The sequence below is a fragment of the Frigidibacter sp. SD6-1 genome (assembly GCF_030143255.1).
Lineage (GTDB): Bacteria > Pseudomonadota > Alphaproteobacteria > Rhodobacterales > Rhodobacteraceae > TMP-24.
This window is the reverse complement of sequence record NZ_JARJNR010000005.1, coordinates 83,597-109,371: the sequence shown is the minus strand read 5'-3', so window position 1 is coordinate 109,371 and position 25,775 is coordinate 83,597. Positions and strand designations below refer to the sequence as shown.

At 66.1% G+C, this 25,775-nt stretch carries 23 protein-coding genes and 1 riboswitch; of the genes, 3 read left to right on the top strand and 20 right to left on the bottom strand.

The genetic code is table 11. From position 1 onward, the window contains the following. Positions 1 to 109: 109 nt before the first annotated feature. The 15 genes from P0645_RS10730 to P0645_RS10660 all read right to left on the bottom strand — a co-directional run bounded on the left by P0645_RS10730 (position 110) and on the right by P0645_RS10660 (position 17,905). Complete coding sequence (locus P0645_RS10730; protein ID WP_284164571.1) at positions 110 to 1,207, bottom strand: transporter substrate-binding domain-containing protein; 1,098 nt, start codon at positions 1,205 to 1,207, stop codon at positions 110 to 112. A 137-nt stretch (positions 1,208 to 1,344) separates the two neighbouring features. Continuing rightward, entirely contained in the window at positions 1,345 to 2,511 is a 1,167-nt protein-coding gene (locus P0645_RS10725) for a transporter substrate-binding domain-containing protein (protein WP_284164570.1), read from the bottom strand. Between the two features lie 110 nt (positions 2,512 to 2,621). Beyond that, entirely contained in the window at positions 2,622 to 3,389 is a 768-nt protein-coding gene (locus tag P0645_RS10720; protein ID WP_284164823.1) for a PP2C family protein-serine/threonine phosphatase, read from the bottom strand. A gap of 16 nt (positions 3,390 to 3,405) precedes the next feature. Beyond that, complete coding sequence (locus P0645_RS10715; RefSeq protein WP_284164569.1) at positions 3,406 to 4,419, bottom strand: FHA domain-containing protein; 1,014 nt, start codon at positions 4,417 to 4,419, stop codon at positions 3,406 to 3,408. 92 nt (positions 4,420 to 4,511) lie between these two features. Continuing rightward, positions 4,512 to 6,623, bottom strand: a complete 2,112-nt coding sequence (locus P0645_RS10710) for a serine/threonine-protein kinase (protein WP_284164568.1) — start codon at positions 6,621 to 6,623, stop codon at positions 4,512 to 4,514. Positions 6,624 to 6,981: 358 nt separating this feature from the next. Then, positions 6,982 to 8,310, bottom strand: coding sequence for a dynamin family protein (locus P0645_RS10705; protein WP_284164567.1), 1,329 nt, complete (start codon positions 8,308 to 8,310; stop codon positions 6,982 to 6,984). Continuing rightward, positions 8,307 to 9,128 carry a hypothetical protein gene (locus P0645_RS10700; protein ID WP_284164566.1) on the bottom strand — a complete coding sequence of 274 codons (822 nt, stop codon included), beginning with the start codon at positions 9,126 to 9,128 and terminating at the stop codon, positions 8,307 to 8,309. The genes P0645_RS10705 and P0645_RS10700 overlap by 4 nt, the downstream gene beginning before the upstream one ends. Before the next feature lie 28 nt (positions 9,129 to 9,156). Continuing rightward, entirely contained in the window at positions 9,157 to 9,552 is a 396-nt protein-coding gene (locus P0645_RS10695; RefSeq protein ID WP_284164565.1) for a hypothetical protein, read from the bottom strand. A 63-nt stretch (positions 9,553 to 9,615) separates the two neighbouring features. Then, complete coding sequence (locus P0645_RS10690) at positions 9,616 to 11,199, bottom strand: dynamin family protein (protein WP_284164564.1); 1,584 nt, start codon at positions 11,197 to 11,199, stop codon at positions 9,616 to 9,618. 13 nt (positions 11,200 to 11,212) lie between these two features. Beyond that, positions 11,213 to 13,240, bottom strand: a complete 2,028-nt coding sequence (locus P0645_RS10685; RefSeq protein ID WP_284164563.1) for a dynamin family protein — start codon at positions 13,238 to 13,240, stop codon at positions 11,213 to 11,215. 424 nt (positions 13,241 to 13,664) lie between these two features. Further along, a complete protein-coding gene (locus P0645_RS10680; protein WP_284164562.1) occupies positions 13,665 to 14,255 on the bottom strand; it encodes a (d)CMP kinase in 591 nt (196 codons plus the stop codon). Further along, positions 14,252 to 14,770 carry a hypothetical protein gene (locus P0645_RS10675; RefSeq protein WP_284164561.1) on the bottom strand — a complete coding sequence of 173 codons (519 nt, stop codon included), beginning with the start codon at positions 14,768 to 14,770 and terminating at the stop codon, positions 14,252 to 14,254. Before P0645_RS10675 ends, P0645_RS10680 begins: the two co-directional genes overlap by 4 nt. Further along, complete coding sequence (gene aroA / locus P0645_RS10670; RefSeq protein WP_284164560.1) at positions 14,767 to 16,116, bottom strand: 3-phosphoshikimate 1-carboxyvinyltransferase; 1,350 nt, start codon at positions 16,114 to 16,116, stop codon at positions 14,767 to 14,769. Before aroA ends, P0645_RS10675 begins: the two co-directional genes overlap by 4 nt. 85 nt (positions 16,117 to 16,201) lie before the next feature. Continuing rightward, positions 16,202 to 17,302 carry a chorismate synthase gene (aroC, locus tag P0645_RS10665; RefSeq protein WP_284164559.1) on the bottom strand — a complete coding sequence of 367 codons (1,101 nt, stop codon included), beginning with the start codon at positions 17,300 to 17,302 and terminating at the stop codon, positions 16,202 to 16,204. A 150-nt stretch (positions 17,303 to 17,452) separates the two neighbouring features. Continuing rightward, positions 17,453 to 17,905: a GNAT family N-acetyltransferase gene (locus tag P0645_RS10660; RefSeq protein ID WP_284164558.1), complete on the bottom strand. Its 453-nt coding sequence runs from the start codon at positions 17,903 to 17,905 to the stop codon at positions 17,453 to 17,455. Between the two features lie 111 nt (positions 17,906 to 18,016). Then, positions 18,017 to 18,125: riboswitch (TPP riboswitch) on the top strand. A gap of 42 nt (positions 18,126 to 18,167) precedes the next feature. On the opposite strand from P0645_RS10660, the gene thiB reads away from it, so the two are divergent. The 3 genes from thiB to P0645_RS10645 are packed head-to-tail and all read left to right on the top strand — an operon-like array spanning position 18,168 to position 21,395. Further along, positions 18,168 to 19,169, top strand: a complete 1,002-nt coding sequence (gene thiB, locus P0645_RS10655) for a thiamine ABC transporter substrate binding subunit (protein WP_284164557.1) — start codon at positions 18,168 to 18,170, stop codon at positions 19,167 to 19,169. Further along, complete coding sequence (locus tag P0645_RS10650; RefSeq protein ID WP_284164556.1) at positions 19,145 to 20,713, top strand: ABC transporter permease subunit; 1,569 nt, start codon at positions 19,145 to 19,147, stop codon at positions 20,711 to 20,713. Before thiB ends, P0645_RS10650 begins: the two co-directional genes overlap by 25 nt. Next, positions 20,700 to 21,395 carry a thiamine ABC transporter ATP-binding protein gene (locus P0645_RS10645; RefSeq protein WP_284164555.1) on the top strand — a complete coding sequence of 232 codons (696 nt, stop codon included), beginning with the start codon at positions 20,700 to 20,702 and terminating at the stop codon, positions 21,393 to 21,395. The genes P0645_RS10650 and P0645_RS10645 overlap by 14 nt, the downstream gene beginning before the upstream one ends. A 78-nt stretch (positions 21,396 to 21,473) precedes the next feature. Here the strand turns inward: P0645_RS10645 and P0645_RS10640 are convergent, their stop codons facing one another. From P0645_RS10640 to P0645_RS10620, 5 genes are all read right to left on the bottom strand, one after another. After that, positions 21,474 to 22,385 (bottom strand): cytochrome c1, encoded by a 912-nt coding sequence (locus P0645_RS10640; RefSeq protein WP_284164554.1) that lies wholly within the window; start codon positions 22,383 to 22,385, stop codon positions 21,474 to 21,476. 18 nt (positions 22,386 to 22,403) lie between these two features. Then, entirely contained in the window at positions 22,404 to 23,726 is a 1,323-nt protein-coding gene (petB, locus tag P0645_RS10635) for a cytochrome b (protein WP_284164553.1), read from the bottom strand. Positions 23,727 to 23,737: 11 nt separating this feature from the next. Next, positions 23,738 to 24,301, bottom strand: a complete 564-nt coding sequence (petA, locus tag P0645_RS10630; RefSeq protein ID WP_267635551.1) for a ubiquinol-cytochrome c reductase iron-sulfur subunit — start codon at positions 24,299 to 24,301, stop codon at positions 23,738 to 23,740. A gap of 191 nt (positions 24,302 to 24,492) precedes the next feature. Beyond that, positions 24,493 to 25,101 carry a glutathione S-transferase gene (locus P0645_RS10625; RefSeq protein ID WP_284164552.1) on the bottom strand — a complete coding sequence of 203 codons (609 nt, stop codon included), beginning with the start codon at positions 25,099 to 25,101 and terminating at the stop codon, positions 24,493 to 24,495. 22 nt (positions 25,102 to 25,123) lie between these two features. Next, positions 25,124 to 25,744, bottom strand: a complete 621-nt coding sequence (locus P0645_RS10620; RefSeq protein WP_284164551.1) for an FMN-binding negative transcriptional regulator — start codon at positions 25,742 to 25,744, stop codon at positions 25,124 to 25,126. Positions 25,745 to 25,775 lie beyond the last annotated feature (31 nt).

Here is a 25,775-nt window from a genome sequence, read left to right as displayed (position 1 = left end):
GCAATCCTCGCGACTCACCCCTGACTCGAAACGGAATTGCCGAAGAGGCGCGCACAAATGCAAAAGGGCGGCACATCGTGCCGCCCTTCCCATCTCACAGCATCGCCCGTTACTGGCCGAGCTTGTTGTATTCGGCCAGACCGGTGGCAACGATGTCGTACCATTCCCCCGAGTCACGCATCTCGGCGATGCCCTTGTTCAGCATCGACAGATAGACGCGACCACGCGGGTTGGTCTTCGAGGTGACGAGCTGGTAGGACGTGAAATGTGCGTTGTAGGGGTTGAGGGTGACCTTGTCGGTCGCGCCCAGTTCCTCGAAGTTCGCCGTCGCGGTTTCAAGCTCGAGCGTATAGACATCGACCTCGCCGTCCAGGAGCATCTTGGCACAATCCATCGGATCTTTCGGGCGGACCATCTCGACGAAGGGAACCACCAGGCCCTGAACCTCGAGATCGGCCGAACCCCAGGCCGCCGGGCGGCAGATCTTGGCGCCTTCATACTCGGCGTAGCTCTGCACATTGGCATATTTGTTTTCATTGAGAGCGAAGAAGCTCTGCGCCACTTCATAGATCGGCAGCGAGAAGTCGAAGTCGGTGCAGCGCTTCACGCTTTCTTCCGACAGGATGTCGAGCTTGGAGCAGTCCGGCTGTTCCCATGCGATCGAAATGTCGAAGGCGCCGCTCGGCAGCAGCACGTCCAGGTGCGATTGCCAGTCGTCGACCCAGGCCACCTTGTAGTCGCGGTCGTTGCCGCCGCGCTGCAGCGCGGTGGTGGCGATACGGGTCAGGATGCCGCCGCCATCGAGATCCTTCGAGGTGAAGGGCGCCCAGCCATTGCCGGTCACGAACTTCAGCGGCGGCTGGTAGCCGTTTGATTTCTTCTTCGTCGCCGTGGCTGCCTGCTCTTTTTCCTGCAGGCTGGCGGCGAGGTCCTGGTCTGCCGACAGACGGCCGTCCTCGCAGGGAAGCGCCAGTTCGAGACCCTCGGTCAGGTTGTTGGGGTTGCCGGCAAGGGCTTCGCGGTTGGCGTTGAAGATGATCTGGTAGTCAAAGCTGCCGTAGGCGGCAAGCGCGATGGAGCCGAGGCTGTCGCCCGCCTTCACCGTGTATTTGGAGCAGGCTTCCTGTGCATATGCCCCGATCGGCAAGGCGATCGTGACGACGGCCGTTGCCAGGAGGCGTTTGGAGGCTGCAGACAGTTTGGTCATTGTCATGGTCCTTTGCAGTCTTGGTCCAGGACAGTCCTGGAAAAAGGTTGGGTCAGCTACGAGGTGCTCTGGGCAGAGCGAACTGGTTACGCGGGGGCTGTTCGGAGTACATATTTCAAGAGTGCGGGCCATCGCTCTCAGTTCTGGCCAAGTTTCTGTTCGTTCTTCAGCGCGGTGGAGACGACGTCGTACCACTCGCCGGATTCGTACATCTCAAGGATGCCCTGGTTGAGCAGGCCGAGCGCCGCGACCGCTTCGGGGTTCGATTTATGGGCGATCACATGCAGCGTCTTCACCGAGGAGAGCTGCGGATTTTCGCTGACCTGGTCAGTCAGGCCGAGTTCGGCGATTTCATCGGCCGCGACGGTCGTGTCGAGCGCCACGAGATCGACCTCGCCCTTCATCAGCATGCCGAAGCAGTCCGCGACCTTCACCGGGCGGACGACCTGGACGACGTCCATCGTCAGGCCCGCACCGTCGAGCACGCCGGTCGAGTAGCCTTCGGGGCGGCAGATGCGCTTGCCCATATATTCGGCATAGGTGGTGGCGGCCGCAATCTCGCTGTCGGCACGGGAGAAGAAGCCGTCGACGACCTCATAGAAAGGCTGCGAGAATTCGAAATTCTGGCAGCGGCCCAGATCGCCCGCCGACAGGGTTTCCGGGGCCTCGCAGTTCGGGCGAGACCAGGGGAAGGTCAGGTCGTAGGCATGGCTCGGCAACAGCGCGTCGAGGTGGGCCTGCCAGTCATTGACGAAGGTCAGCGTATAGGCCCGGCCGGGGTCGGCACGGAACATCGCCATTTCGACAAGCTGGGTGAACATGCCGCCACCCGGCAGCGTCTCGTCGGTGAAGGGCGCATAGTCGTTGCCGGTCACAAGAGCGAGCGGCTTGACCGAAGGTTGCGGCGCAGGCGCGGTCGGTTCGCTTTCCGGCGCGGCGGGGGCCGCCTCGGCTACGGCTTCCGGCTCGGGAGCGGTTTCGGTGGCAGGCGCATCGACCGCCTCAGCCACGGCTTCCTCGGTCGTGGCGGGTTCCGCTGCGGCAGCCTCGGCGCCGTCGGCGCAGGGCAGCTTCAGCTTCGCGCCAACCTCGATCAGGTCTGCCTTGGCGCCGATCACATCGACGTTGGCATCATAGATCTTGCGATAGAGGTCCGGGTCGCCATAGGCGGCGCGCGCAATGTTGCGCAGGTTGTCGCCACGCTTGACCTCATAGGTCTCGCAGGCCTGTTGCGCCAGTGCTGCGCCCGATCCCAGAAGCATCGCCAGACAGGCGGCGGGGGCAGCGCGGGTGATGAGTCTCATCGTCTTCTTCTCCTGATCCGAGACCTGCTCGTCACACCCGTACAGGGCAGCATTGGGGCTCAAAGCGGTCATTTCGGCGTTCTTGCTGGTGGGGTCCTGGGCGGCTGCCATCAGGTGACTTTGATTACCGCGAACGACACATTGTCCTGATCGGGATCGTCGAGCTTTTCGACCGCCGTCATCAGCGCATCCACGAGGTCGCTGCTGCGGGCGTTCTGATGTTCACGGACGATCTTGTGAATTTCCTCGTCGGTCAGGAACTGCAGGCCGTCGCTCGACACGATCACGATATGGCCCTTGCGCAGCGCGAGCGGCGGCTTGTTGCAGTCGATCTTGGCGATCGCCGAACCCATCAGGACCGACGTCAGGCAGTTGCGGTCGGGGTGATTGCGGCCCTTTTCGGGGTCGAGCATGCCCGACTTGACCATCAGGTCGATCTGCGGCCCGAGCGAGTGATCCTCGTTCACCTGGCGCAGCTCCTCGCCGTCGAAGACGTAAAGCGGCGAGTCGCCGACCGACACCCAGTAAAGATGGCCGTTCGCAAGAACCGGGACCACGAGCGTTGTGCCCATCCCCGCGACATTGCGATTGCGCTTCACATAGGATGCGATCGACGCGTTGGCGGCGAGCGTTGCTTCCTTGAGGATCTCGGGAATGCCGCCCTCGTTCACCTCCTCCTCATAAAGCTTGTCCTTGAGGAATTCGGCGATTTCCGAGACGACCAGGCGGCTGGCGATATCGCCCGCCTGATGGCCGCCCATGCCGTCGGCCAGGACGATGAAACCCCGGCCCTCGCGTTCGGGAAAATCGATCGCGACGGCATCTTCCTGATAGTCACGCCGACCTTTGCTGGCGGCGGCTGCAACGTCATACATCATCTGCAAGGGCCCCGCCTCAGGTCGTCCAGTGGAAATCGGGGCCGCAGAGCGCCACGAACCTCAGGGTCGTCTCGCCGATACGGATCTTGTCGCCGCTTTCCAGCGCCTCGGTCGACAGGACGGGCTTGCCGTTCAGCCGCACGATATTGGTCTTGCCGCCATGGCCAAGGTAGAAGCGGCGGTCCTCGTGGTCGAAGGCAATCGCGGCGTGATTGGAACGCGAGATCGCCATGTCGCCGTAGTTCAGCTGGATGGCCTGGTCGTCGCCGCGACCGATCTGCGAGACGCCGGCCTGCAGCGCGATCGAATTGCCGCGGCCGGGACCTTCGACGATCGCGAGCCAGCCCACCGGATACATGACCCGGTCGATCTGCGGCGCTGCGGCTGCGGGGGTGGCGGCATCGTCGCGGGCAAAGACGTCAACGACGCGGCCATCGGAATGCTCAAAGCCAAGGAAGGTTGTCTTCACGCGGCTTGACCGGCGGGCCGGCGCGGGTTCCGGGGCGGTCTCGGTAGCAATATCTGTGGCAATCTCGGCAGCAATCTCGGCGGCAGGCTCCTGTGCGGCCTCCTGAACGCGCATCGTTTCCGGCTGCGAAGGAGCCGCGACGACGGGCTGCACCTCGGCGGGCGCCTCGGCAATGGTCGGCGCAGGCGCGGCTTCAGGCTCTGGTGCACGCACGGCGGCGAGGATCGCGGCTGCGGTCATCGCCTCGGGGATCAGGTCGTCGGACGGCGTCACGCGCGCTTCCACCGCAGCCACGGCATCGGCGACCGGCGCAGCCTCGGCGGTCGCCGCGAGGGCAGCCGTTTCAGGAGCTGGCCCCTCGACCTCTGCCGGCGCATCGAGCGGCGCATCGAGCGGCGCTTCGACCTCTTCGATGCCGTGCTGCTCTTCGCGGGCCCGGAGCTTGCGGGCAAACAGGTTGAGCGGCGAGAGCGACCGTCTGCGGGCGGGCTCCGCGGCCGTTGCGGCCGGATCATCATCCTTGTCGAACCAGTATGATGCTGAGCTGTCTGGTTTGGCCATGTCATCACCCTCTTTTTACGCGCGGCGCGGGGCCGTCGTTCATTTTCGTGAAAAGTGCCGGTCGCCCGCCCGACAAGCGGGCTACCGTGCGATTACTGAGCGGCCTCGAGCGCCAGCGGAACCTCGGCGGTTTCCACTCCGCTGTCGCGAACCACCGAAAACTCCGTCACCGCGATCTTCTGCTTGACCAGTTCGGCCATGACCGCCTCGATCGTTTCCGGCCCGTCGAGGGCGATGCCCGTGGTCTTGTCGCGGAAGAGAATGTCTCCCGGCTTCACAGACCCAAGGCCGCCCGCGGGAACCGTCTGGACGGTCGTCTGCCATTTGCCGTCGGCAAAGGCCGCAGAGACATTCATCCCGTTCGCGAGGCTGACGATCCGCACGGTCGGCACCGCGAGAAGGCCGCTCTGCTCTTCGCCCGAGGCTGTCTTGTAGGTGACGCCGACGCGCGAATAGCCGTCGGGATCGACATGAAGGTTGTTCAGCACCATGCCAGCGGTCGTGACGCCGTTCTCGAAGGCAGCGTCATTGATCCCGTAGAGGGTGACGCCGGGCTTCAGCCAGCTTCCCACGACATTGAGGTCTGCCGCCGGGTCGATCCGCGAGACGACCGCCACGCGCTTGCCGTCGACCGTGCGCATGTTCTCGGAGAAGGGCATGCGAACGTCCCAGGCCGCGAAAGCGATCTGGCTTTCCGCGACCGGCCCGGTGACGGGCGCGGCCGGCGTTTCGGCAGGCGTTTCGGCGACCGTTGCAGCGGCCTCTGCCGTCTCGGTCTGAGGGGCGGTTTCCGGCGCGGCCTCGGGTGCGGCGGCTGCCGGTTCTTCGGCCGGGGTCTCGGTCGCTTCGGGTGCGGCGGGCGCCGCGTCGGCGGGTGCCGCTTGCGCCGTTTCGGTGCCGGTCGTCGCGGCCGGGGCGGCTTCGGCCGTCGCTGCGGCAGGCGCCGCAGCCGTTTCGGTCGGCGCCGCAGCAGCGGCGGGTTCGGTCGTTGCAGTGTCCGACGACCCGCCCGAGAAGGTGATGGCGAGACCCGCGACCACCACGACGGCGGCAACCGCCCCGATCACCGGCACGCCCAGCTTGCGGCCGCCCCTGGCGGCCACCGGCGCATCCACTTCCGGCAGCGGAGAGAACTCCACCTTCGGCTTCACGCTCGGGACCGGCGCGGCGGGCGCCGCCTCGGCGACCGGTTCCTCGGCGATCTGCGCGGTTTCCGCGATCATGTGAGCGACCGCCTCCTGCAGCGCATCGTCATTGACCGGAACCGGCATCACGCCGTCCTTGAACATCGCCAGCCAGTCCTGCGCGGACTGCAGCCGGTTCTTCGGGATCGTGTTCATCACCCGGTCGATCGCTTCGAGGAAGCCCGCCGGATAGCCCGCGACGCGGCCGGCGAGCGGCCGATAGGGGTCGGGCCGGTTTTCGGCCAATGCGGCCAGACGGGCCTGGCCATTGATCGGCGCCTCGCCGGAGATCGCATGATAAAGCGTGGCTCCCAGCGCATAAAGGTCGCTCCACGGCCCCTGCTCGGACCCGGCGATGTAGAATTCCTGCGGCGAATAGCCATCCTTGACCACGCGCAGCGCGGTCAGTGCCCGGCTCTTGCGCGAGGCCTGCTCGCGCGCGGCGCCGAAGTCGATCAGGATCGGCTCGCCCTTCTTGTTGATCAGGATATTGTCGGGCGAGATATCGCGGTGCAGCATGTCGCTGTCGTGGATGAAACCCACCGCCGACAGCATCTTTTCGGTGATGTTCACGATCTCGGCGGGCGAGAGCGTGGTGCTCTTGTCCTCGATCACCTCCAGGAGGTCGCGGCCCTCGATATAGTCGATTGCCATATAGGCGGTGCCATTGTCCTCGAAGACCTGATGGACGGCGACGATATTGGGATGGACCATCTTCGCCAGGCTGTGCGCCTCGCGGACGAAAAGCTGCACGACCGAACGCAGTTCGGCCTGATGGGCGCGCGAGCGGGCGGCGACGACCGTCTTCGACCGGCGGCAGAAGGCGTTCGGGAAGCATTCCTTGATCACGACATCGCGGTTGAGGCTGTCTTTCGCCAGATAGGTGATCCCGAAGCCCCCGTTATTGAGGAAGCGCGAAATCGTGTACTGGCCTTTCAGGAGCTTCGTCCCGGGCTGAAGCTCGTCCATGACGGTCATCACGTCATCGGCCATCGGCTCCACAACCTTTTGCTGTCCCATCTACTTCCCCTTCCCGCAGGAGCGGTCTCGTCCGAGCAACGGAAGATGAGGGGACCGGTTCAGCGCATCACTGCGCGCACCACGAGCGACTACCCACCACCATCGTCCACACGTACGAACCAATTACAAGGAAAGGGAATCGTTATGGATGGCGGCGAAAATGGGGCAGGGAGGAGGAATTATAAAGGTTCCGCAAGAATCGGGGCATTTCGGGGTCTTTGTTTCCCGGACGGGATGAATCGCCTGATGACGATTGACAGGCGGTAAAAATCGTACATGCGTAAGATAGAAATGGGCCGGATGCCCCGCACCTAAGGTTGCGACGTCGAAAGGCGAGCTTTTCCAGACAGTTATGTTGTCAGGCGGCGCGCTGCCCAGCGGGGCGCAGGCGATCGACGCCCTCGCTCAGCTGAACGACGATCCGCGCGGCATCAAGCGCCGCGCTGTCGGCGCTTTCGAACTGCAGAAGGATCAGTATGTCATTCGCCTTCTCGAATTCCGCGATCAGCTCATCCGATTCGGCCATATGGCCCTCGGCCTCGGACAGCCGGTCACGGAAACCGTCCACCTCTTCCTGCGCGGCCATCACGAAGTCCGCAGGATCGGCATAGTCACCCTCGCGCGCCCGATCCAGAAGCGATTTGGCTCGTGCAAACCAATCGTGCCGCAGCTTGTCGAGAAGCTGCGCATCCGCGGGCCGCGTGACAGCGCCGGTCGGCGTCGGCGCCGGCGCTACCGGTACTTGCGCAGGCGCCGCGACCGGGTCGTCGGCAGGCGCCGGGGCAGCGGCAGAGGTCGGAGCCAGCGTGTCAAGCTCGGCCTGCGCCGGCTGGATGAACTGTGCAAGACCACGCCGGATCTTCTCGATCTCGGCCTCGCGCAGCTCGACTGCCGCTGCGATGACCGATTCCACCAGCTGCTGGGCACCGCTGACCGACCAGAGTTCCTCGAAACTGGGCCCCGGATCGGAAAGCGCCAGCATCGCCACCTTGGTCGAAACCGGAATCACGTCACGGAAGCTCCTCAGCCGCTCGGGTGTCAGCTTGTCCTTCGCTGCGGCGATGCCCGCCTCGTCGACATCCTCGGCATGGGTCAGGATCAGCATGCTGTTGCGGATCAGCCGTCCGGGGATCATCCGCCAGCTGTCGCTGTCGGCCTTGATCATCGGATTGTCGGCCCGGCTGCACCAGAGCATCACATCCGCGAGCCGCATCAGCGAGAAGACCGCGCGCTTGCTTGTCTCGGCATCGTCGAAACTGACGATATCGATCAGCGACAGACCTTCGAGTGGCTCGCAGGTGATATCGAGCGTGATGATATCGGGGCCAAGTTTCGCCGCCTCGGCGAGCGCGCGCCCGGGCAGCTCGACGCTCGGCCGATCCCACCAGCTGGCGATCGTCCGTTCGGTCAAGGAATGGCGCACCATCACCGTCACCGGCCCGACCGAGGCCTTGCCGGTCGGCAGGACCTTTTCGCCGATCAAGAGGTTGATCAGGCTCGACTTGCCCGCAAGGCTCTTGCCGGTGAAGGCGATCCGGACCGGCGTTTCCAGCCGGGTCTTGTAGGCATGCGCATGGTCGAGCGCCTGGTCGAACAGAGCGCTTGGTGCTGGATCAAGCGCCGCGAACATCTCAAGGAAACGGTTGACCTCGCGAAGTTCGGCCTCTGCCGAGGGAAAGGCGCTCATTTTCCCGCCCCCCTGGCTTTTTCGGCCGACAACCAGCGGCGGACAAGCTCGTGAAGGTCTTCGCCCTCGCTGACATTCACCGCCAGATCGTCGGGACTGGTCGCGATAACAAGGCCGCGACCCCCTAGCGCCACGCCCGGCAGCGCGATTGCCGCCCGAGGTCCGAGCAGCGTGCGCACATCGTCGGGCAGTGCGGCAAGGGCTGACGCCAGCGCCTCGCCTTCCTCCGGCGAAAGCTGATATTCCTCGGCGCCCGTCGCATCAATGCGGGTGCCATCCGGCGACATCAGGGTCTGCGCCAGCGTGAACGGATGCGCTTCGGCAAAAAAGGCCGCCCCAGCCCCCTGATAGGCCGGGTGGCGCGGCTCGGTCTCGTCGGCAAACCAGTTGACCGTCTCCATCAACTCGCGGATCTCTCCCGCGCCATGGCCGACATCGTCTGCCGCGACCTCTTCGGCCAACGGATGACGGTCAAGCCCGAGCGGCCCCTCGACCTCGGCCAGGCCGGCAAGCGCCTCGCACAGGACCGCGAGCTGGTCGTCGCGCGTCGATCCTGCCGCGGCGCTCAGCACCTGATGGCCGTCCGGCGTGGTGACCGACATGCGCATCAGCCTGCCGCTGGCGACGGTGAGGGTGCAGCTCATGTCCTGCGCGGCCGAGAAGACCAGATTCCGGGGCAACACCGTGTCAGCGATCATCTCGACCAGAACATGCAGCCGGGCCACGCGACCTGTATCAGGCAGGCTGCGCTGCGCCCCGTCAGTGGCGATCGGTTCGATCCGCGCCAGAAGGGTCATGATGTCGTCCGGAAGTGCCACGTCGCCCCGCTTCTCGCCTTGCCCGCTCTCAGATCAGGTCGGCGAGCTTATTCTTGTGTTCCGCGACCCCGCGGTCAACCTCGGCCGGGTCCGCGTCGCTGCCGCAGACATAGCACAAAGCATGCTCGGGGTAAGCCGGGGAGCGCGCCAGCACGATCAGCTCGTCTGGCCGCGCGATCGCAAGCTGATCAAGCCCGCCGCCGTCCGCACCCCCCGCACCGCCGAGGCGGGCACGGAGCTGCGTCAGGACCGGGAGCTGCAAGAGCGCATTCGCGGCACTCGCCAGCCGGTCGAACTGTTCCTGACGCACGCGGGTCTGGCTGGCGGAGCCGAGCACAAGGCCCGAGGCCATGTCGACATAGCAGATGGTCCGGCAGCCGGGCACGGCCGCGAGGCCCTGGTCGAGCGCTTGTTTCAGTGACATCTGCCCCCCGGCGACTGAATGGGTCCGCGCGGTCGCCCGTTGCGGGCGGCGCCGGTCCCGACCTTACCCCTCGCCGCGGCCGAAATCCATCGCGCCTTGCGGCGCGGCAATCCGGCCCTCGCGTTCCAGCCGCTCCAGCAGATCGCCGATCGCGATGATCAGGTCGGTCGTGGTGACCACATCGTCGCGGCCCGCGATCTCTTCCCAGATCGCGCGCGCGCTTAGCGGCGCCACGACCGGCTGCGGCGCGACAGACGCCTCATGCGCCTCGACCGACCGGCCGATATCGGCCAGAAGTGCCGAGAAAGCCCCCACATCGACGTCGCTGGCCGCGTCGGCCTCCTCGGCCGCAGGCAGGGCGGCCTCGTCCTCGATCCGGAAGGCGCTGAGGTCGAGAACGTCCTCGCCTTCCTCCACCTCATCGGCAACGGTTTCCGGCGTGGGCTCGGGCGCGGGCACGATCTCCTCGACCTCCGCAGGCATGTCCAGCTCGATCGCCTCGGCGAGCGCACGCTCCTCTGCCTCTACCTGTGCCGCGATATCGGGATCAGCCGAGAAGTGTTCGTCGTATGCCTCCTCCGCGCCGCTGGCTTCCGCGATGTCGGTGCTCGCGTCATCGGTATCCCTCTCGGGCGCAGCCGTAGCTTCGATCCCGGCATCGTCGGTCGACACCTCAGGCGCCGCACTTTCCGCCGCATCGGGCTCGGGCGCGACTGCGGCAGGTTCCGGTGCGCGGCGGATCGGCGTGGGCTCCACCGACGGGCCGCGCATCTCGTGCTCCATCGCACCGGCCGCCTCGGGGCTCAGCCGCTGACGTTCGCCGCCTGTGGCACGGCTGACGCGAGCGGGGCGGACCGATGCGGGCGGCAGGGGCACTATCACGGCCGAAGCCGGTTCAGGCTCGGGCGCGGAAGCTGGAGAGCCAGCAATGCCGTTTGCGACCTCATGCAGCGCGGCAACCAGCCGCTCGGCGCCGCTGGCGGCGAACAGGGCCTCTCCGCCTTCCATCTCGCAGGCACGGATCGCGTCCAGGGTCGAGAACATGATGATCTCGCCGAACAGGCCGCCCGCCTCGTGGCGCAGCCGCGCCTCGACCCGGGCCCGGTCCTTGTCGGCAAGCTTGTCGGATCGCGTGGCCAGCAGGATGCTGGACGCGAACAGCCGATCCGGCATCGCCACCCAGGCAGACCGTTCGCTCTCGCGCCAGGCCTGCGGCGCATGGGTGCACCAGATAACTCCGTCGACAAAATCGACGACCGCCTGACGGTAGGCGTCCGGGATGTTCGGGTCGGAAATGCCGGGCGTGTCGATCAAGTCGAAATCATGCAGGATCTCGGCCTCGCAGGTGATCTTGACATAGCGCACGCCCTCGACCTCGACCGCGCCGATTTCGTCGAACGCGATGTCCCGGCGCTCGCCGTCGGTGGTGACATAATGTGCCGCGCGGGGCCCGTAGCTCAGCCAGACAGGCGGCATCTGCGTGGCGGTGACACGCGTCGGCAGGACCTCGTCGCCCAGAAGGAAATTGATGAGCGTCGTCTTGCCTGCGCTGAACTCTCCCATCAGGCCAAGGCGCGGCGGTCCCGGCAGACGTGTCGGCGCCGGTCGCGCCTCTTCTGTCGGACGGATGAGAGTTGTCTCGTTCATGTCTGCCTCTTCTTCACGCCGCCTCTGCGCCGAGATCGCGCAGGATCTCGCCCAGGCGGTTCAACCGGTCGTCCGGTGTTGTCGCCACAGCCTGCGGCGAAGTCGCGGCCGGGCTCTCGCCCTGCATCAGCCGCATGATGTTTTCCTGCTGCTCGCTGGCGAAGGAGGTGTAGGTCATGCGGATCTTTTCCAGCACCTGCTGGGCCTGACCCGATTCCAGTTCTTCGGTCATCGACTGGGCTTCCGCCTTGATCAGATGCACGTAATCGCTGGCAAAGCTTTCGATGCCGCGGCGCTTCTTCCACCAGCTGCGCCACCAGTTGGAATGCAGGTCAAGCGCGATGGTCCGGCCAAGGCCGACCGGCGGCGGCACATCGGGCGGCAGCGGCGCCGCGATCTGGAAATCGTCGAGCCCCTCGCCGATCACCGCCTGATAGACGGCTTCGGTATTCTTCGCGGCCTCGTCGAAGACCTTGGTCACCTTCGACCGGACCGAGCGGGCAAAATTCGTGTAGGCCGCCCGCTGCAGAACGCGCAGGCCCGCCGGATCGTAGCTCCAGGTACCCTGCTCGCCGTTTTCCTGCAGATGCTGGATCAGCGAATCCGTCGCGCGCTTGATGAAGCCCGCCTGCGCCTTGTCGAGACGGTCGTGCAGATCGTCGGACAGGTCCTTGATCAGCCTGTCGATCTCCTGCCCGAAACGCTGGGCGATATCGTCGATCGCCGCCTTGGGGTCGGAGCCCTCGAAAGTCGGCACGGCGCTCGGTTCCGCAGCCCGCGTGCGGCTCGCGACCAGCGTCGCGCGGGCCTCATGCGTCAGGTTGCGGACGCTGCGGCTGATCTTCTGGTGCAGGCGCTGGGCGCTGCCCTCGCTCACCCGCTCGCCGATGGCCTGCAGAAGCGCGGGCAGGCCAGATGCGTTCCAGGTTGTCTCGTCATCGGTGTCGCGGATCAGATCATCGTTCGCCTCGACGAAGCTTTCCAGTGCCTTGAGGCTGTCCTCGGGCAGGTCCTCGACCGTTCCGGTCAATGCCGCCTCGCCCCATTTCGCGCTGCCGAAGACCAGGGCGACATCGCCGTCGATCCGGGCCTGTGTCAGCGTGCGGACGATGCCCTCGCGGATCTCCGGCACCTGCTCGGCCGGGTTCTGCAATTCGTCGATCCGGTTGACGAAAATGATGATCTGCCGCTTGTCGAGGTTCGAGATGATGCGCAGCAGCGCCATGTCCGAGGTCGTCAGCGCCTGATGGGCCGAGAGGACGACGACGCACAGCTCCGATCCGCGCAGAGCGCGGATGGTGATCTGTTCGCGCATCAGGAACGTGTCGTTCACGCCGGGCGTGTCGCACAGCTGAAGCGGCATCCCGTAAGCCGGCACGTCGAGGTAGATTTCGGCCGATTTGGTCACGTCGGCAAAGCGGCCGGTCTTGGCGTTCGCATCCTGAATCTCGGGCGCATCGCCCAGGCAGACATAACGCTCCACCAGTTCGGTATCGACATAACCGTAGGAATGGCTCTGCCCGAGCAGGAACTGGAAGTGCTTGCCGAGGCGCTTTTCGGTCGCCGCGCGCATCGCCTCGACCTGTTTCTGGATCGTGGCCATTTCGTCGGTCGACCCGGCGCGTTCGGCCAGCTCGCCCAGCCGCCCGCCGCCGACCACCAGCTTGTCCCATTCGTCCTGGTCGAAGAAGGTGAAGCGCGCCTTCACATCCGCTTCGCCATTGGGGTCGGACGGATTTCGGTTGTTGATCATCAGCGTGGTGACGACCGAGGTCCAGGGGTTGACGTCCGAAGGCAGAAGGCCCGGCTGGCCCGACAGGACGTTGGTCAGCGCGGATTTCCCCGCCTTCACCTGGCCGACGAAGGTGACCTTCGCTGCAAATTCATCAAGTCGCGCCTGCAGCGAGGTCACACGTGACGCGGTGCGCCGGTCGCTGACCTCGGCCAGTTCGCCAAGCTTTTTCGAGAGATCGGAGAGGGCCCCCATCTGGCCCGCGACAGCCGCATTCCCCGCAGACAGAAAACGTGCGTTCTTCACCATCTGAGCGTATGCCCCTTCTTCCTACCCGACGCCGCACGGGCCAAGGCCCCGGCGATCGACCCAACATCGCACCCGATCGGAACCGGCGCCGTCCGCGCACCGCCCGCTGCCTGACCCGCGGCGCGGGTTCCGCGCCTGGGCCTCTTGCGAGCAGTCTCGCCAACTGTTGCGTATTCGGCGCCGGTCACCACCCGATCAGGCAGACAGTTAACGATTTGAAAGCACAGGATTGTGGCGAGATCGGGTCACCAAGGTGGCGACCATAGAACCGCCAATGCGCGCACCCCGGAAAACAAGGAGATTCAGGCGAAGGGTCGCCGAAATTTGCTTCCCTGCGGTCTCCGGGGAAAACATTTCGCCCTTGCTTGGCGCTGCGCCGCCGGGGCGGGCGCCTGACCGATTCTCATGGGCGCCGGGTTAGCGCTCACATGTCTTCCATGCGGCCCCGGACGAGGGCGCAGGCCCGCTCGACCGCGTCTGCGATGGTCATGTCGGATGTGTCGAATGTCACGGCGTCGATGGCCGCCACCATGGGCGAGGCCGCGCGGTTCCGGTCGCGCTCGTCGCGCTCGCGCACTTCGGCCAGCACCTTGGCCTCGTCGCCTCCGACCTCCAGCCAGCGGCGATGGGCGCGAACTTCGGCGCTGGCGGTGACGAAAAGCTTCACCTCCGCCTCGGGGCAGATCACCGTGCCGATGTCGCGCCCGTCCACGACCGCGCCGCCCTCGCGCCGCGCGAAGGTGCGCTGATAGGCGACAAGCGCCGCGCGGACCTCGGGCAGGACCGCCACGCGGCTCGCCGCCTGACCGGCAGCCAGCGTCCTGAGGTCGCCGCGCGCCAGATCCGCCTCGCTCAGCGACCGCGCGGCCACAACGGGATCGCCGCCCTTCACGCCGACCGCGCGATAAAGGAGCCCGGTATCGAGATGGGCAAAGCCGAACTCCCGCGCGATGGCCCGCCCGATCGTGCCCTTGCCCGCCGCCGCCGGGCCGTCGATGGCCACGGTGAAGATCATGCCCGCCCTCCGATCCGTCCGCTGAGGCGCGTGACCGTCAGGACAAGAGCGGCCGTCAGCGCCATTGCCCCGAAGGCCGATTTGATCATCGTCCAGCCGCTTGCCCAGGCGACCATCGTATCGGTCACGGCCTCGGGCGGCCCGACAAGCATCGCCCGGACAGCGTGATTTTCCAGATAGTCGCAAGTCGCCGCCAAAAGGGCGAGCGCGGCGAACCAACGCGCTGCACGGGTCGGGGCCAGCGTGCGGAACGCGAAAACCAGCGTCAGCGACAGAAGCGCGGGGAAGACAAGGTCGAGGCGCTGTTGCACACCGCGGTAGAAGGCGCGCCCCGCCTCGCCGAGCGCGGCAAGATAGGCGTGCGCCTCATCGGATGTGTATCCGAACGGCCTCAGGTCGAAGGCACGCCCCGCCGCCCCCATGTCAAGGCGCGGCAGCGACCAGAGAAGCATCGTCAGATAGACCGCGAGCGTCGCCCCGGCCAGAAGCCAGAAGGCGGCCCGCTGCCCCGTCACTTGTTCGCCCGCTCGATCCGGGCGCCGAGCCCCGCCATCAGCCCTTCGAAAACCGGGAAGGAGGTCGCGATGGGCGAGCCGTCATCGACGGAGACCGGCCTTTGCGAGGCGAGCCCCAGCACCAGGAAGGACATGGCGATCCGGTGGTCGATGTGGGTCTTTGCGGTCGCGCCACCCGGCACGCCGCCCGGCCCCATCCCGTGGACGATCAGCGTATCCTCGTCCTCCTCGATCCTCACGCCGCAGGCCTCAAGCCCGCGCGCCATCGCGTCGATCCGGTCGCTTTCCTTGACGCGCAGTTCCTTGACGCCGCGCATCACCGTCGTGCCCTCGGCGCAGGCCGCGACGACCGACAGGACGGGATATTCGTCGATCATGCTCGCCGCGCGCTCTTCAGGCACCTCGATGCCCTTCAGCGCAGAGAACCGGACGCGCAGGTCGGCGACCGGCTCGCCGCCCTCCTCGCGCGGGTTCTGGAACTCGATGTCCGCGCCCATTTCGACAAGCGTGGTGTAAAGCCCGTTGCGCGTGGGGTTCTGGCTGACGCCGGGAACGAGGATGTCGGAGCCCTCGACAATCAGCGCCGCGCAGACCGGGAAGGCCGCCGACGATGGATCGCGCGGCACGGCGACGGTCTGGGGCTTCAGTTCCGGCTGGCCCGTCAGGGTGATGATCCTGCCCTCGGGCCCGTCCTCGACCGTCAGGTCGGCGCCGAAGCCGCGCAGCATCCGTTCGGAATGATCGCGCGTCGGTTCCTTTTCGATTACCACGGTCTGGCCGGGGGCATTCAGACCCGCAAGCAGCACCGCCGATTTCACCTGCGCCGACGGCATCGGCACGGTGTAGGTCACCGGCATCGGGTCCTTCGCGCCGATGATCGTCATCGGCAGCCGCCCGCCCTGCCGCCCGTAGGCCCGCGCCCCGAACAGCGCCAAAGGATCGGTGACGCGCCCCATCGGGCGCTTCCTGAGCGATGCGTCGCCCGTGAAGGTCGCCGTGATCGGCGAGGTCGCCATGCAACCCATGATCAGCCTGACGCCCGTGCCGGAATTGCCGCAGTCGATCACCTGTTCGGGTTCTCGGAAGCCGCCGACGCCCACGCCCCAGACCGACCAGTCGCCGGGGCCATGCTGCGTGACCTCGGCCCCGAAGGCGCGCATGGCCGCAGCGGTATCCAGCACATCCTGCCCTTCCAGCAGTCCTGTGATGTTCGTCTCGCCCACCGCCATCGCGCCGAGGATGAGCGAGCGGTGCGAAATCGACTTGTCGCCCGGCACTTCCGCCCGGCCCTTGAGCGGCCCGGACTTGCGGGCGGTCATCGGAATGGCGGTGCCGTGGCCGGACATGAAATTCTCCCTCTCAAGACCCCGGCGCTGATAGCGCAGGTCACAGCCGGGGTCCATGCCCGTGCGGGCGCAATTGCCGGTGCTTCTAGCCGATCCTGCCGCGTTCGCCGCCGGTCTGTGCGCGGTCGAGAAGGATATGGTCGAGGATCACGCAGGCCATCATCGCCTCGCCCACCGGCACGGCACGGATGCCGACGCAGGGGTCGTGGCGGCCCTTGGTGATCAGGTCGGTTTCCTCGCCGCCGCGCGTCACCGTCCGGCGCGGCGTAAGGATCGAGGAGGTGGGCTTGACGGCGAAGCGGCAGACCACATCCTGCCCGGTCGAGATACCGCCAAGGATGCCGCCCGCATGGTTCGACTGGAAGGCATGGCCCTCTGCCCCCATCCGTATCTCGTCGGCATTCTCGACGCCGGTCAGTTCAGCCGCCGCCATGCCTGCGCCGATCTCGACCCCCTTCACCGCATTGATCGACATCATCGCGGACGCAAGGTCTGCATCGAGCTTGCCGTAGATCGGCGCGCCGAGGCCGGGCGGCACGTTGCGCGCCACCACTTCGATGACAGCGCCGACCGAATTGCCATCCTTGCGCAGCTCATCAAGATGCGCGGCCCAGATCGCCGCGGCGCTGGCATCGGGGCACCAGAACGGGTTCTGTTCGACCTCGGCCAAATCGAACCGGTCGCGGTCGGCCTTCAGGCGCCCCATCTGCACCATGTAGCCCTGCACCTCGATCCCTGGCGCGAGGCGCTTCAGCGCCTCGCGCGCCACGCCGCCCGCCGCCACCCGCGCCGCGGTTTCGCGCGCCGAGGACCGGCCGCCGCCGCGCGGGTCGCGGATGCCGTATTTCTGCCAGTAGGTGATGTCGGCATGGCCGGGGCGGAAGCTTCGGGCGATCTCGCCGTAATCCTTCGACCGCTGGTCGGTGTTCTCGATCATCAGCTGGATCGGCGTGCCGGTGGTGCGGCCTTCATAGACGCCTGAAAGGATTTTCACCTCATCTGGCTCGCGCCGCTGGGTCGTGTACTTGTTCTGTCCCGGCTTGCGGCGGTCGAGCCAGTGCTGGATCATCGGCTCGGCGATCTCCATCCCCGGCGGGCAGCCGTCCACCGTCGCGCCAAGCGCGGGCCCGTGGCTTTCGCCCCAGGTGGTGACGCGGAAGAGATGACCGAAGGTGTTGAGGCTCATGAGCTTCTCCTGTCCCTGGGAAGCGGCATAAAGGAGCATGGCCCCTCACTCAAGCAGCGAAAGGCCCGTACGACGAGAAGCCGTAGGCGCCCGAGGAGCCCTTGCTTGTCGAGCGGCTCGTCGATGACTTCGTCACTCCTCGCGCGAGGGCTAGAGCATGCGCTTCAGCCTCGGCCCGACCTCGGTAAAGCCCTCGCGTTCGTAAAAAGCCTTGGTGCGTGCCCATTCACGCTCATCCGGCGCGCCGACCTCGATCCGCTTCCAGCCCCGGTCGCGCCCCAGATCGGCCGCCGCCGCCACCAGGCGCGCCGCAATGCCGGACGACCGGTGATCGGGCGTGACATAAAGCTCGGTGATCTCTCCGAACCGCCCGCCCGCGTAGATCGCCGCGCATTCGTTCAGCATCAGGAGCCCCAGCGCCGCGCCACCCTCCATCGCGACAAGCCCAATGACGGAATTTGCGGCCAGTAACGACAGCGCGGTCGCCGTCATTGCCTTCCGGTCGACGGGCTCTCCGGCTGAAAGCTCCTCGATCAGCCGCGCGACAAGATCGCCGACCAGCTGCGCATCCGCCGCCGTGGCGATCTGGACGTGGAACGACATATGCACCTCACTCATTTGATCAAATACTGGCGCACGGACCGACCTGTGGTCAACCCGCAAACGCGGCCGCCGCATATTCCGGTTGCGATCGCGCGGCCAGTCGCTATGGTGCGCCTTACCTCGGGGTGCCCCGCCGGACAGGCGGGGCTGAGATGCGTGAAGCGGACCCGTTGAACCTGAACCGGTTAAGACCGGCGGAGGGAAGGTAGGATCGCTCTGGTCGCCCCCCATCTCCGCCCGCCTGACCATTGGAGGATGTGAGATGAAAGTTACCGGAATCGCAGCCCTGATGATCGCGGGATATCTTTTCGCCCAGCATGCTGCGGCAGAGGCGAAACCCGTGCTCACCGTCTATACCTATGACAGTTTCGCCTCTGAATGGGGGCCCGGCCCGGCGGTCGAAAAGGCGTTCGAGGCCGAATGCGGCTGCGACCTGCAATATGTGGCGCCGGGCGACGCTGGCGCGCTTCTGTCGCGCGTGCTTCTGGAAGGCAAGGACACCAGGGCCGATGTCGTCCTCGGCCTTGACACCAACCTGACCGCCCAGGCCGAGGCGAGCGGGCTCTTCGCGGCCCACGGCCTGACCGGCACCGTGCTCGACCTGCCGGTCGCCTGGGATAATCCGGTCTTCGTGCCGTTCGACTGGGGCTATTTCGCCTTCGTCTACGACAAGACCAAACTCACCACACCGCCCGCGACTTTCGAGGCGCTCGCCGCCTCCGACCTGAAAATCGCGATCCAGGACCCGCGTTCCTCGTCGCCCGGGCTCGGCCTCCTGATGTGGGTCAAGGCGGCTTACGGCGACCACGCGGGCGAGATCTGGGCTGCGCTCGCCGACAATATCGTCACCGTCACCCCGGGCTGGTCCGAGGCTTACGGCCTCTTCCTGTCGGGCGAGGCCGACATGGTCCTGTCCTACACCACCTCGCCCGCCTACCATATCTTCGCCGAAAAAGACGATACAAAGGCAGCGGCGGCGTTTGACGAGGGGCACTATCTGCAGATCGAGGTGGCGGCCAAGGTCGCAGGCACAGATCAGCCCGCGCTCGCCGACGATTTCCTGCGCTTCATGACGAGCCCGGCCTTCCAGAGCATCATCCCGGAAACCAACTGGATGTATCCGGCCGTGGCGCTCGAGGGCGGCCTGCCGGCCGAATTCGCCGGGCTGGTGACGCCTGAAAAGGCCCTTCTTCTTCCCGCCGACGAGGCGGCAAAGATGCGGGAGGCGGCGACCGAGGAATGGCGCGCGGCGCTTTCGAAATAGTGCCGCGCTGGCCGGGCGCTTTCGCGCTCGGCCTCGTCATGGCTCTGGTCCTCGGTGCCTTCGGCGCCGTCCTTGCGCGCGCCGGGGCCTTGTCGGGTGTAACCACGGCCGATTGGGCGGCGGCGCGCTTCACGGTGATGCAGGCGGTCCTCTCGGCCCTTCTCTCCGCAGGCCTCGCCGTGCCGGTCGCCCGCGCGCTCGCACGGCGGCGCTTCCCCGGGCGCCATCTGGTCATCGTGGCACTTGGCGCGCCCTTCATCCTGCCGGTCATCGTCGCCGTGATGGGGCTTCTGACGATCTTCGGGCGCGCAGGCTGGCTGAATGCGGGCCTCGCCCTGCTCGGTCTGCCGAAGGTCAGCCTCTACGGGCTCGACGGCATCCTCCTTGCCCATGTCTTCCTCAACCTGCCCTTCGCGGTCAGGCTCCTCCTGAACGGCTGGGCTTCGGTGCCCGCCGAGCGCTTCCGCCTTGCCACCGCGCTTGATTTCGGCCCGCGCGAGGTCTGGCGCCATGTCGAACGGCCGATGCTGCGCGCCGTCCTGCCGGGTGTGACACTCGCGATCTTCCTCGTCTGCCTGACAAGCTTCACCGTGATCCTCGTGATGGGCGGCGGCCCGCGCGCCACGACACTGGAACTCGCGATCTATCAGGCTTTCCGGCTGGAGTTCGACCTTGGCCATGCGGCGGCGCTTGCCAGCCTGCAGATGGCGCTCTCGCTCGCGGCGGCGGGTCTGAGCCTCGCGGTCGCGCGGCCCGCCGCCTTCGGCGCCGGACTTGGCCGGGTTGCGGACCGCTGGGACCGGACCGGGCGCCGCCTGCAGATTTTCGATGTGACGCTTCTGGCGGCAACCGGCCTCTTCATCGCCACACCGATGATCGCGGTCTTGGCCTCGGGTCTGCCATGGATCGCCGAGCTGCCGGGCAGTGTCTGGATAGCTGCTGGCCGGACCGTGATCATCGCTCTTGCCGCAGCCCTCATTGCGGTGTCGCTCGCGCTTGCGACCGGGCTCCTGATCACCAGTCTGTCCGCCCGCCCCGCGCGGCTGTTGGATGCGGTGGTGATGCTGGCGATGACCGCCTCGCCGCTTGTCATCGGCACTGGCCTGTTCCTCATCCTGCGAACGTTCACCGATCCAATCGCGCTTGCCCTGCCGGTGGTGACGCTCGTCAATGCGGTGATGGCCATGCCCTTCTGCCTGCGGGTCATTCTGCCGGGCCTTGCGGCGCTCCGCACCGATTATGACCGGCTGTCGGCGAGCCTCGGCGTCACGGGGCTCGACTGGATCCGGCTCGTTGCCCTGCCGCGCCTGCGCCGGCCGCTCGCTTTCGCAAGCGGTCTGGCGGCGGCCCTCTCGGCGGGCGATCTCGGCGTCGTGGCGCTTTTCGCCGATCCCGGGCAGGCGACGCTCCCGATGCAGGTCTATGCGCTTGCGGGCGCCTACCGCACCGATCAGGCGGCGGGTGCGGCGATCCTGCTGGTGCTCATCGCCTTCGGGCTCTTCCGCCTCTTCGACCGTCTGGGGGACCGTGATGCTGACCTTTGAGCAACTCGCACTCGCGCAGGAGGGCTTTCGCCTGGAAGCCGATTTCTCCCTCTCCCCGGGCGGCATCACTGCCATCATCGGCCCCTCCGGCGCCGGAAAATCGACGCTCCTCTCGGCAATCGCCGGGTTCTTCCCGCCCGCCTCGGGCCGCATCCTGTGGGAGGGCCAGGACCTCGCGCCGCTTGCCCCCGGTGCGCGGCCCGTCTCGATCCTCTTTCAGGACCAGAATCTCTTTCCCCATCTCACCATCGCCGACAATCTCGGGCTGGGCCTCCGCGCAGACCTGCGGCTTTCCGGCGGCGAAAGGACCAAAGTCGCACAGGCGCTCGACCGTGTCGGACTTTCAGGTCTCGGCGACCGCAAGCCCGGCACTTTGTCGGGCGGCCAGCAAAGCCGCGCCGCACTCGCCCGCGCGCTCCTGCGCGCCCGGCCGCTCCTCCTCCTCGACGAGCCCTTCGCCGCCTTGGGCCCGGCGCTGAAGGCCGAGATGCTCGACCTCGTGGCCGAGATCGCGGGCGAGACCGGAACGACCGTCCTGATGGTCAGCCACGACCCAGCCGACGCGCGCCGGATCGCCGGGCAGACCATCCTCGTCGCCGAGGGCCGCACCAATCCGCCCGAAGACACGGCAACCCTTTTCGCCGCGCCGCCCGCCGCCCTCGCCTCCTATCTCGGAACGTGAAAAGGGCGCCCTAACCGGACGCCCTTTCATCTTGGCTCAAATACCTCGGGGGTGCGGGGGCAGAGCCCCCGCCCTTTCTCAGGCGATCTTCTTGCCCTTGTGAGGCGCCCAGAGCCGCTTGTTGGTGAGGTAGAGCAGCACCGAGAGAAGGCCGAGGAACAGGACGGCGAGGAAGCCCGCCTGCTTGCGCTCCATCATCTTCGGCTCGGCCGCCCACATCAGGAAGGCGGTCACATCCTCGGACATCTGCTCGACCGTCGCTTCTGTACCGTCGGCATAGGTCACCTGACCTTCGCTCAAGGGCGCGGGCATGGCGATCCAGCTGCCGGGCGCCAAGCGTCCAACCTCTTTCTTTTCGGTCACTTTCGTCACCGAGCCATCCGCATTCACTTTCTCGACCACTGTCTCCTCATACTCCTTGCAGGAATCGGGGTAACCACCATTGGCAAAAACCGCATTGTAGTTACCCGGGAAATCCGCCGGAGCGCATGCGGGCGCTTCATGATAGCCGGTTATCAGCGAATGGATATATTCCGGCCCGCCGATCCCGCGCATGAACTGGTTGATCCCCAGGCCATAGGGCCCATGGAATCCCGGACGAGCCTTGGCCATCAGGCTGAGGTCCGGCGCGCCCGCCCCGGTATTGTGCGGGAAGTTGTCGGTTTCCTTGCCTTCACGCTCTTCACCCGTCTCCTTGTCGACGACGGTGAACTGTTTGGCATAGGCGCGGACCTGATCTTCCGGCAGATGCGGCCCGCCCTCGTCGGAAAGCGAGCGGATCGGCACATAGCGCAGGCCATGGCAGGCCGAGCAGACCTCGGTATAGACCTGCAGGCCGCGCTGCAGCTGGTGTTCGTCGAAAGTGCCGAACGGCCCTTCGAACGAGAAGGCGTGATCTTCGATATGGCCACCTTCGCCACCCGCCGCCATGGCCTGACCGGCCAGAAGCGTGAGGGCGGAAACGGCGGTGATTGCGAGTTTCTTCAGCATCTCAATCAGTCCTTTCCGTCACTCGGCCGCGTGGGTCTTGGCGCCGTAGTGGGCGTTGAAATCATCCTCGATCGTCGCGGGCTGCGCCAGCGGCTTCTCGATCACGCCGAGGATCGGCAGGATCACGAGGAAATAGGCAAACCAGTAGGCCGACGCGATCAGCGAGATCGTCGAATAGGGCGGCTCTGCCGGCATGGCGCCGCACCACATCAGGACGACGAAGTCGATGAGGAGAAGGCGGTACCACCATTTGAACATCGGCCGGTACTGGCCCGAGCGCACCGACGACGTGTCAAGCCACGGCACCAGCGCCATCACCGCGATCGCGCCGAACATCGCGAGCACGCCGAAGAACTTGGCGTCGACGATGCCGAAGGTCACCCAGTTCGTCAGCATGACGATCCAGACATCCGAGGTGAAGGCACGCAGGATCGCGTAGAAGGGCAGGAAGTACCATTCCGGCACGATATGCGCAGGCGTCGCCAGCGGGTTCGCCTCGATATAGTTGTCGGGGTGGCCGAGGTAGTTGGGCATGAAACCCACCACCGCGAAGAAGACCACCAGAATGACGGCCAGCGCGAAGAGGTCCTTGATCACGAAATAGGGCCAGAAGGGCAGCGTGTCCTTCTCGGCTTCGGCTTTCGAGCCGCGGCGGACTTCCACGCCGGTCGGGTTGTTGTTGCCCGTGGTGTGGAAGGCCCAGATGTGGACGGCGACCAGCGCCGCGATCACGAAGGGCAGAAGATAGTGGAGCGAGAAGAAGCGGTTCAGCGTGGCATTATCGACCGCGGGTCCGCCCAGCAGCCATTCCTGGATGGTCGGGCCGATGCCGGGGATGGCACCGAAGAGGCCGGTGATCACCGTGGCACCCCAGAAGGACATCTGGCCCCAGGGCAGCACGTATCCCATGAAGGCCGTGGCCATCATCGCCAGATAGATCAGCATGCCGACGATCCAGGTCACTTCGCGCGGCGCCTTGTAGCTGCCGTAAAAGAGGCCACGGAAGATATGGATATAGACCGCGAAGAAGAAGAGCGACGCGCCGTTCGCATGCAGATAGCGCAGCAGCCAGCCGCCGTTCACATCGCGCATGATATGTTCGACCGAGGCGAAGGCCATGTCGACATGCGGCGTGTAGTGCATGACAAGAACGATGCCCGTGACGATCTGCAGGACAAGGCAGAAGGCCAGGACGATGCCCCAGATCCACCACCAGTTCAGGTTCTTCGGCGTCGGGATCATCAGCGTGTCATAGACGAGGCTCACCACCGGCAGGCGGGAATGAAGCCACTTCTCGAAACCGGACTTCGGTTCGTAATGGTCGTGCGGAATACCAGCCATCTTTCTGCCCCTCAGCCCAGCTTGATCGTGGTTTCGTTTTCGAATTTCGCCACCGGAACCGGCAGGTTGCGGGGCGCGGGGCCTTTGCGGATGCGGCCGGCAGTGTCGTAGTGCGAGCCGTGGCAGGGGCAGAACCAGCCGCCGAACTCGCCCGCGCCATCGCCCAGCGGCACGCAGCCGAGATGGGTGCAGACACCCATCATCACCAGCCACTCGCCATTCTCGTCAAGCGAACGGTTGGCGTCGGACGCGTCAGCCTCGGCCGAAAGGTTTTCATTCTCGGAGGCCGTGTCGATCAGGTCGGTCAGCGCCACGGCGCGGGCCGCGTCGATCTCTTCCTGCGTGCGGCGGCGGATGAAGACCGGCTTGCCGCGCCATTTGACCGTCAGCTGGGTGCCCGGCTGGACGCCGCTGATGTCGACGAAGATCGAGGCAAGCGCCCGGACATCCGCCGAGGGGTTCATCTGGTCGACGAGCGTCCAGGTGGCGGCGCCCGCCGCGACAACCCCGGTTCCGGCGGTGGCATAATAGAGGAAATCCCTCCGGGTGCCTGCGTGGTCTTCTGCGTGAGACACGGATATTCTCCCTTCCTTGGCCGCTTGCGCGACCATACGACGATTGGCCACGGTTTCCCGCAGCCTTCAGGGGCGGTTATTAGCGGCCAAATCCCGGCCCGTCCAGCGGACAATCTGGCACGGGCGGGCCTTCTTTGGCCAAGCGTGTCGTGCCTGCGCCACCCCCGCAGGAACCGCTCGCCGGGTAGCGCTCAGCCCTGCGGAACCGTCTCTTTCAGGCTCGGCCGCGTGGCGATCTGCCGCTCCCAGGCCGCGAGCTGCGGGCGCCCCGCGCGCCAGTCACGTTCCCCATGGCGGAAGTCGAGGTAGGAGAGCGCCGCGGCAAGCGCCAGCTGCCCCATGTCGAGAGGGCCGTTCAGATGGTCGATCCAGCCCGATTCCACCGCGTCGAGCGCGCGCGCGACCTTGGCCCATTGCGCCTCCACCCAGTCGGCAAAGCGCTTTTCCTCCGGCCGGATGCGCGCCTCGTAGACCATGAGGATCGCCGCATCGAGGATCCCGTCCGCTGTAGCCTCCAAGGTCAGCGTCCGCCACAGAAGCGGCGCCTTGGGATAAAGCCTGCCACCCGCGCGATCGTCGAGATAGCGGCAGATCACCCGGCTGTCATAGATCGCGCTGCCGTCGTCGAGGATCAGCGCGGGGATCTTGCCCAGGGGATTGCGGTCCACCGGCAGTGACCCCGGCGCGACAGGCGTGCCCGCCGCAGGCACAACCGTGACGTCGCCCGCCTGTCCGGTTTCGAGGAGCAGCAGCATGACCTTGCGGCCGAAGGGTGTGGTTGGTGAATGGTAAAGCTGCATCCTCATCTCCTCTCAACGCGCCTCAGCTTTGCACGTCTCGCATCAGCTTGGCCAGCGCCGCCGCCTCCTGCCCGATGCCCGCCGCCGCCATCTGGTCGGCCGCACGATGGCGCGCCTCGGCAGGCTTGTTCTGGCCAAGCTTCCAGGTGCTTTGCACATCGGCAATCGTCAGGCGGCAGGGCACGATCATCCGCATCAGCCGGTCAAGTACCTCGTCCGGCATCTTGTCCGTCGTCCAGGGCTTCTTCGGCAAGAGCAGCCGCTCGAAATGCGCCGACAGCCGGTCGAGATGGCCGCGCAGCGCCTCCAGCGGCAGCAGTTCCAGCGTTCCACGCAGATGCACGCCGATGTAATTCCAGGTCGGCACCTGATCCTGCAGCCCGTACCAATCGGACGAGACATAGCTGTCCGGTCCCATTACCGCGAGCAGCGCCGGCCCCGGCGCGGCAAGCACCCTGGCGACCGGGTTCGAGCGCACCAGATGCAGTTCGGCCGACTGTCCGTCCTCCGACAGGACGAAAGGAATATGCGCGGCCAGCGGGCCATCTGCCCCGTTCAACATCAATGTGCCAAAGCCGCGTTCAGCGGCAAAGGCCAGCGCCTCGGTTTCGGGTGTGCCGCGATAGATCGGATTGGGATGCATGGAGACCTCCGTCAAGCGAAGGTCTGCGGTA